This window comes from Syntrophothermus sp. (assembly GCF_013314835.1).
In the GTDB taxonomy this organism is placed as follows: Bacteria; Bacillota; Syntrophomonadia; order Syntrophomonadales; family Syntrophothermaceae; genus Syntrophothermus; species Syntrophothermus lipocalidus.
The window spans coordinates 24,006-31,287 of record NZ_JABUEX010000034.1 but is presented as its reverse complement, the minus strand read 5'-3'; the positions used below and the strand labels follow the sequence as shown (position 1 = coordinate 31,287).

Annotated in this window: 7 protein-coding genes; all 7 read right to left on the bottom strand. The window is 51.0% G+C overall.

The genetic code is table 11. From position 1 onward, the window contains the following. Positions 1–143: 143 nt before the first annotated feature. The 7 genes from HPY90_RS10695 to HPY90_RS10665 all read right to left on the bottom strand — a co-directional run bounded on the left by HPY90_RS10695 (position 144) and on the right by HPY90_RS10665 (position 7,282). Positions 144–1,631, bottom strand: coding sequence for an AAA family ATPase (locus HPY90_RS10695; RefSeq protein ID WP_287194373.1), 1,488 nt, complete (start codon positions 1,629–1,631; stop codon positions 144–146). Positions 1,632–1,637: 6 nt separating this feature from the next. Further along, positions 1,638–2,177, bottom strand: a complete 540-nt coding sequence (locus HPY90_RS10690) for a heavy-metal-associated domain-containing protein (RefSeq protein ID WP_287194371.1) — start codon at positions 2,175–2,177, stop codon at positions 1,638–1,640. Positions 2,178–2,267: 90 nt separating this feature from the next. Then, entirely contained in the window at positions 2,268–2,843 is a 576-nt protein-coding gene (gene pgsA / locus HPY90_RS10685; RefSeq protein WP_287194369.1) for a CDP-diacylglycerol--glycerol-3-phosphate 3-phosphatidyltransferase, read from the bottom strand. A 120-nt stretch (positions 2,844–2,963) separates the two neighbouring features. Beyond that, positions 2,964–4,292: a 30S ribosomal protein S12 methylthiotransferase RimO gene (rimO, locus tag HPY90_RS10680; protein ID WP_287194368.1), complete on the bottom strand. Its 1,329-nt coding sequence runs from the start codon at positions 4,290–4,292 to the stop codon at positions 2,964–2,966. A 72-nt stretch (positions 4,293–4,364) separates the two neighbouring features. Next, the gene (locus HPY90_RS10675) at positions 4,365–5,183 is read right to left on the bottom strand and encodes a helix-turn-helix domain-containing protein (RefSeq protein WP_502707206.1); all 819 of its coding nucleotides are present in this window, start codon (positions 5,181–5,183) and stop codon (positions 4,365–4,367) included. A 48-nt stretch (positions 5,184–5,231) separates the two neighbouring features. Then, positions 5,232–6,281 (bottom strand): tRNA 2-selenouridine(34) synthase MnmH, encoded by a 1,050-nt coding sequence (gene mnmH, locus HPY90_RS10670; RefSeq protein ID WP_287194366.1) that lies wholly within the window; start codon positions 6,279–6,281, stop codon positions 5,232–5,234. Next, positions 6,278–7,282: a PfkB family carbohydrate kinase gene (locus tag HPY90_RS10665; RefSeq protein ID WP_287194364.1), complete on the bottom strand. Its 1,005-nt coding sequence runs from the start codon at positions 7,280–7,282 to the stop codon at positions 6,278–6,280. The genes mnmH and HPY90_RS10665 overlap by 4 nt, the downstream gene beginning before the upstream one ends.

Here is a 7,282-nt window from a genome sequence, read left to right as displayed (position 1 = left end):
CACTTACATCAACCTGAATTCAATTTTCGAAAGCAACCCCACGTTTCAGGTCGGACCCGATTTACTACAACGTAATTTATGCTCATCCGTTGAACATCGGCCCTCATCGCTCTACTATTCGGAGTCAGGCACCAAACACCTGCTTAGACCGCAATCTGAAGCCTGTCTTCCAGCAAACTTCCAAACTGATTTCGGTCCAGTGTCTCTTCTTCCAAAAGTTTTTCCGCAACCAATTGCAAGACCGAGTAGTTCTGGACTAGAAGTTCCTTGGTTTTATCCTCCAATTCCTTTATGATCCTGCTGCACTCGTTGTACATAACTTCCTGAGGAATGTCCTCAACATGAACTACCCCCAAAGGAGATAAACCGCTCACCACTATTTGGCGTGCTATCTCCCACGCCTGCTCGAAGTCACTCTTGGCCCCAGTACTCCGGCTACCAAACCATATTTCTTCACTGATAGCCCCGGCCAGGGCAACCATAATCTGCCCGCATAGCTCATCCCAGGTGTAAAGATACTGGTCGTCCTGCGGTGACTTCCGCATGTACCCTAGAGCCTGTCCTCTCGGCACCACCGTAAGTGAAGAAACCGAACCTGGCTGTAGTAACTCGCTGACCAGAGCATGTCCAGATTCGTGCACACCTACCCGCCGGAGCTCCTCGTCTGTCGGTGTTCTTTCCAGTTTTTCTCCTAAAATAACTTTATCCACCGCCTCTCTAAAATGGCGGTGATGTATCTTTTTGCTTCCTTCCCGGAAAGCCAAAATAGCGGCTTCGTTGGCCAAACTCTCTAGATGCGCCCCCGAAAACCCGAAAGTAACCCGTCCCAGGTCTTCCATGTCGACATCATCGGCCAGCGGTTTGTTGCGGGTGTGTATCTCGAGAATCCTGATTCGCCCCTTTTTGTCAGGCAGGCTGACCATCACTTGGCGGTCGAACCGTCCCGGTCTTAGTAAAGCCGGATCCAACATGTCAGCCCTATTGGTCGCCCCGACTACCAACAGCCTGGTCTCATCGTCGGGCATCAACCCGTCCATTTCTACTAGCAATTGGTTGAGCGTCTGGTCATACTCCATATGGCTTTGATGAGAACCCCTTCGCGCTCCCAAGACTTCCAGTTCGTCAATAAAAAGTATGGCACTGTTCCTTCCCGACATACGCGCTTTTTTACGGGCCTCACTGAACAGCTGTCGCACCCGTTTTGCTCCTACTCCGGCGTACATTTCAATAAACTCGCTGCCCGAAGCTGCCAGAAACGATGATTTGGTATAACTGGCTGCTGCCCTGGCCAACAGAGTCTTACCTGTGCCCGGTGGCCCTACCAACAGGATTCCCTTCAAGGGGCGAATGCCCATTTCCAGAATTTCAACAGGTCGTAGAAGAAACTCCAAAGCCTCTCTTAGCTCCTTAATAGCAGAATCCTGTCCGCCTATGTCATCGAAGGTAATCAAACCTCCGACCTGTTCGCGGGAATCCAATCCTTTGAAACCCCCGGTTCCTTGCATCTGATAAAAAAAATAAAAAGCCACTATAATCCCGGCAAAAAAGATGAAAGGGAGAACATTAACCCCCAGAACAGCCAGAAAAATCAAGATGCCAATGCCTGACCCTAGGGCGATTTCGCGTGACACATGTACCTACCTCCCCACCGCTGGTTCAGAGCTGTTATCCTCTCCTCTTTTTATAACCTCATACAGGTAATGTCCCTGTTTGTGCAATTGAAGGTACAGGTTGTCTTCATCAACGCTCAACTTGTACTTCAATTGGTGTTCTCTAGCCACTTTATTAATTTCTTGGTTCAGCCACAGAAAAGAATTATTGGCTATGCCCTGGTAAAGGTAGAGTTGAAGTCCGCGGTAAACTTCCTCAAGCTCCTGGTTCCTCGTGTCTTTGATTTGCAAAGAGTAATTTCCTTCCCCAAACCGTTCCTTAGCCAACTTATCGACATCTCTGTAACTAGGCGCGAAGTCTTCCATATCCTCCAATGTAACTGTGACAGTTACTTTATGGTTTTCTCTATTGATCTCGACTTCTTGTACTCCGGGTATCCGGCTCATCTCTTCCTGAACCGGTTTTTCGACAAGATAACGGTTGTACAAGCTATACCCAGCCATCGCTACGCCCAAGGTAACCACAAAGGCGATCACGGCTACCGGTGCTTTGAAGTCCTTCCACACTGTCCAACACCTCAGACTGATTATAGCACAAGCTAATCCCGAAGCTCCCCGTGAATCCCTGGAAACACCGGCATGATCATGAAAGGAAGGTTACTTCCAGCGCCAAAAATACTGGAGGCCGGAAGCAACAGTAAGGACAACGGCGAGGTACATAGCCCAATCTCCGATGGGCCAGGACAACAGCGAACGATAGAAATCCTCAAGAATCACCAGGATTACGGCCACAATCTGGGCTATGGTCTTAAGCTTACCGAGGGATCCGGCCGGAATTATAACCCCTTCTTCCGCCTTCACCGCCCGCAACCCCGTCACCGCGAATTCACGTCCCAAAATAACTACCGCCACCCAAGCAGCGACTTGACCCAGCTGGACCAAGCTGATAAGTGCCGAAGTAATGAGCAACTTGTCGGCAAGCGGGTCAAGGATTATCCCCAGTTTCGTTACCTGTTTACGCCTGCGGGCTATATAACCATCCAGGCTGTCGGTTACCGCTGCCATGACAAAAACCCCGGCTGCCAAATAATTGCCGTACTGGATTCTGGTTAGCAAAAAGAACATAAAAACCGGTACCAAGAATATTCGGAAAACAGTAAGTACATTGGGTAAGTTGAACGGGCTCGCACTGGGCCCAACGCTCGCCTGGACCCTAGATTTTCGGTTCGACATCCCTACTAGAGACCTCTTTGTGCGTAACCTCACCTTATATCTTGCGCTCATTTCCACCTGCGGCAACGCCTCCCCCTTTCAATACCAGGTTATACTGACCTCCAACTCATCGCAAGCATTTTACTCGACTACCTCCGCGGTAACGTCGTAACCCTTACTGTCAACTAACCTCGCTTTCACCATTTGACCAACTTGTAAAGGTTTTGCCGACTTAAGGATGGTTATACCGTCAACTTCTGGAGCCTGGTAATAGCCCCGCCCCCAGTAGACTCCCGGCCTGGTGCAACCCTCAACCAGTATCTGCTCCACCTTTCCCGTGCGACGTCGGTTGAGTTCAGATGTGATGGCAGACTGTATTCTCATAATCTCGCGCCAGCGCCGCTGTTTTTCCTCCTCCAGAACATCATCTTCCCAACGGGCAGCCGCTGTCCCTTCCTCCTCTGAATACATGAACGCTCCCAGCCAATCAAAACCGGTTTCCTTAACGAAGGAGCAAAGGTTTTCAAAACTCGACTCGCTTTCTCCTGGAAAACCGACCATGACCGTCGTGCGTAGAACCAGGCCCGGCAGCCGGCGGCGTAAATCTTCGATCAGAGACACCAGGTATGAACGCGAATATCCCCGCCCCATACGCTTCAAAGTGGAATCATCAGCGTGCTGAATCGGCAGATCCAGGTACGGAATCACTCCGGGCTCTCTTCCTATAACCTCCACCATCTCAGGAGTGACATGAAGCGGGTGGGCATACATGACCCTGATCCACTCTATGCCCTCGATCCGAGACAGGTTTTGTAACAGCAAAGCCAAGCTGAGGTTTTTTTCAAGATCCTGCCCGTACATGGTGGTATCCTGAGCTACCAGCACCAGTTCCTTGATGCCTAAACCAGCCAGCTTCTGCGCTTCTTCCAGTATATCCGAAAGAGGGCGGGAGCGAAAAGGCCCCCTAATCAGGGGAATGGCGCAGTAAGAACAGCGGTTGTCACAACCTTCGGCTATCTTCAGATAAACCCATCCGGGCGGAGTGCTGAGCACCCTGGGCCCGCTCTCCCGAAACCTGTTGGGCAATTCGCCGACCAAACAGCACCTTTCCCCGGTTTGCACCCGGGCGACTACTTCTGCAATCCGAACAAAATCGGATACCCCCACTAATGCGTCGATCTCTGGGATCTCTTCCTGCAATTCTCTCGCGTATCTCTGCACAAGACAGCCAGTGGCTATTATCTTTTTGACATTTCCTTTATCTTTCAACAGGGCCACCTCGAGCAAGGTGTTGATTGCTTCCTCCTTGGCCGGTGTGACAAACCCACAGGTATTGACGATAACTATGTCTGCCTGGTCCATTTTATTCACCACCAGGTAACCCTCTCGCTTCAGAAGGCCCAGCATCACCTCTGTATCCACCCTGTTCTTTGGGCACCCTAAGCTGATGAACCCCACTCTGGTTTTCACTGCCGAACACTCCCCGATATGAGCAATATAAAAAGCGGGTTGATGCAACCCGCCGCATCCGTTCCCGTCCTTCTAAGATCCGCTCGTAAAAACCTTATCTCTGATAACCTCGCGTGATTTGCCTAAATAACCAAGTTCCTTGCCATCTACTGTTACCAATATCCCCCCTGCATTCCCTATGGTCAACGTTACCTTATAACCTTGCACCTGAGTCTCTTCATTTGGGTTCATTATGCCGGAAAAAGCGCGTTCACCGTTTACGTATATGCTTACCCAACTCCGGTCGGTAGCCCTCAGCTTTACTGTAACTTCCTTTTCCGGCAGTTGTACCCCTCCAGACGACGGCGTGGACTGTTCCTTTGTACCGCTTCCTGCCTTCTCTCCTGCCTGAGTCCCGGCAACATTTTTACTGTTTTCTTCCTCTTTTCCAGGTGCAGGTTTTACCTGCGATGTTCCCATACCAGACCCGGTTTTCTTCGTTCCGGTCGATGGTGTTCTCTCGTCAACAGATGTAGTTGGGGGCGTAGACCGGTTCTCTTTGATGTGATGCGAAAAATAGCCGACAACCAGTGTTCCCAGCCAAATAGCCAAGATTAAGAAAACAACTGCTGCTAAAACATTTTGCCATTTTATTGCGGGCGTCTTCAACCTGGGACTCTTCTCCTCGCCTTCCGTATCGTCCTCAATCTCATATTCTTTCGGCATCACCATCTCTTTGAACCATTGTACGGCTTCATCTTCGTTAAGCGAGAGGAACCTGGCATAACGGCGGACAAAGCCGATAGCATAAACCCTGGCTGGCAGCACCGCAAAATTCTCATCTTCCAGAGCCTTCAGATAGTACTTCCTTATCTTGGTCTCCTCTTCGGCCTGTTCGAGAGTATAACCCAGCTTCTCACGTCGCGAACGCAGTATATCTCCAAAAGCACCTATGGTTCCTCACCCCTTAGCGTCATACTGCCTCTCCAGGTATTCTCCTACCTCTGTTATCGCCTGCCCGAGGTCCCCGGCACTGACACACAGTTCAAACCGGCTGTCCGGCCCCGAAGGATACCGGTACAGGGAATCGTAGTAATTCAACAACAGGTATTCAACAACTTTCTCAAAATCCCTTTTTTCCAGTTCATCCATCAGGTACTTTACCCGCTTGGAGCCGATAAATCTTTCCAGGGCATCGAGTCCCTGTTTCAGCTCTTGAACAACCGTTTCCGTATCTCCCACGACGTACTCCCGTACCAGACGGTTTATCCTGTTTTCCAGCGAATCATAAACCAGGATATGTCTGCCCTGGCTCATCTTACTAAAAAGATGCGAAGGCAAGTACACCCGTCCTATCCGCCGGCTCTCACATTCCACTACCAAGTATGGGTAGCTCTCCAGCATCTTTAATTCTTGCCATAACCGGCTGTCGAACATCTTCTGCCCAGGCTGCTCGCCCATTCCCATTCCCCCGAAGACCGAGCCCCTGTGGCAGGCCAGCCCCTCCAGGTCAACGGAGGCATAGCCCCGCTCCCGCAATCCTTTTATTAGTTCGGTTTTTCCACACCCGGTCAGGCCGTGCAGAACAACCACCTCGCCCCTGGGGAGCAACTCCAGTTGCTGAACCACGTGCCTGCGGTAAGCACGGTAGCCGCCATCAAGCCTGTAGCAGGGTACCCTCATAAGCTGCAAAACACTGGCTAAGGCTTGACTCCGTTCTCCTCCCCGCCAGCAGAAAAGGACAACCTGCCCGAGTTCACACAGACGCTCTACCTCGTTAACCAGCTGAGGTAATCTGGGGGCGACCATCTCCAGTCCTCTCTCTCTGGCCCGACATGGACTTTCCTCCCGGTAGATCCTGCCTATTTCCGCTCGCTCCGCATCATAGAAAAAAGGAATATTCACCGCCCCCGGGATGGTAGCCTCTTTGTACTCGGAAGGTGAGCGTACATCCACGAATAACGGTTGTTCTAAACTCAAAGCCTCTTCGACGGTTATATCCCCTATCATAAGTTTCCTCCCTCGGTTAATGAAGCTACCCGGCTCCCTATTCGTACCGCCTGCCTGTACTGGTAACCTTGAGCCAACCCGTAGACTATCCCGGCTAAAAACGCTTCCAGCCCCCGGGTAACTTCGAATCCCTGGTTGGGTGCCAACGTCACCTCCGTCGAGCCTTTCCTGTTAACGACAAAAACCTTGCTAGTACCGTCAGTTACCACAAAGCTTCCCAATCCCTTATCGACCAGTCCCAACCCCTTCTCAATCCAGCCTTCAACCTCCCCGCCGCTTACCCCCAATACCAGCAAGTGGCAATCAGAAAAAACGTCAGCAAGAAAGCCTTCTTTTCCTACCAACTGCAGGGTACAAATATAAGGCCACTGCGACGATTCTCGCTGAGCTAGCTTCCGCAACACCATTTCCAGGAAGTTATGCTCCACCAGCAACCACTCGCACCCTGTCAACAAGTGACTCCATATGTCCAGTAACCCTTCAAACACATCCAGTCCAACATCGTCAGAGTATTCAACTAAGCCGTCTTGACTGATAACCCTGACCCTCTTCCCCGTACCGTGCTGGGAAGAACGGTAGAGACTAGAAGTATCTACTTCCTCTTTCATCAACCGCTCAATAAGCCTGTCCCCTTCCTCATCTATTCCTAGGGCTGTCAGTATCTTAACTCCCAAACCGAAACGGGCTAGATTGGTCGCCACCTTGTACGCAAAACCGCCGATCCCGGTCGTGATCCGGGTTACGGTTTCCCAGTTTTCTCTCATCCCAGTCTCAACGGCTATTTCCACGCCGGACTGGCCAAGCACCACGCTGGATACCCGCTCGTTGAACACGTATCCTCGGCCGAGAATAACGCCCTTTTTCATGAGATTCGAAACATGCACAGCTGCAGAGGAGCGGGCAATTCCCAGACGGCGCGCCAGTTCATCCTGAGATATCAACGGTTCTTTTCTTAGTATCTCTAGTATCTCTTTTTCCCTCGCGGTCAGTTTCAGCCCCAT

Coding starts and splice junctions, on each gene's coding strand:
- pgsA (WP_287194369.1), bottom strand. CDS start 2,843: ATGTCGAACCGAAAATCTAGGGTCCAGGCGAGCGTTGGGCCCAGTGCG.
- mnmH (WP_287194366.1), bottom strand. CDS start 6,281: ATGATAGGGGATATAACCGTCGAAGAGGCTTTGAGTTTAGAACAACCG.
- HPY90_RS10665 (WP_287194364.1), bottom strand. CDS start 7,282: ATGGGGCTGAAACTGACCGCGAGGGAAAAAGAGATACTAGAGATACTA.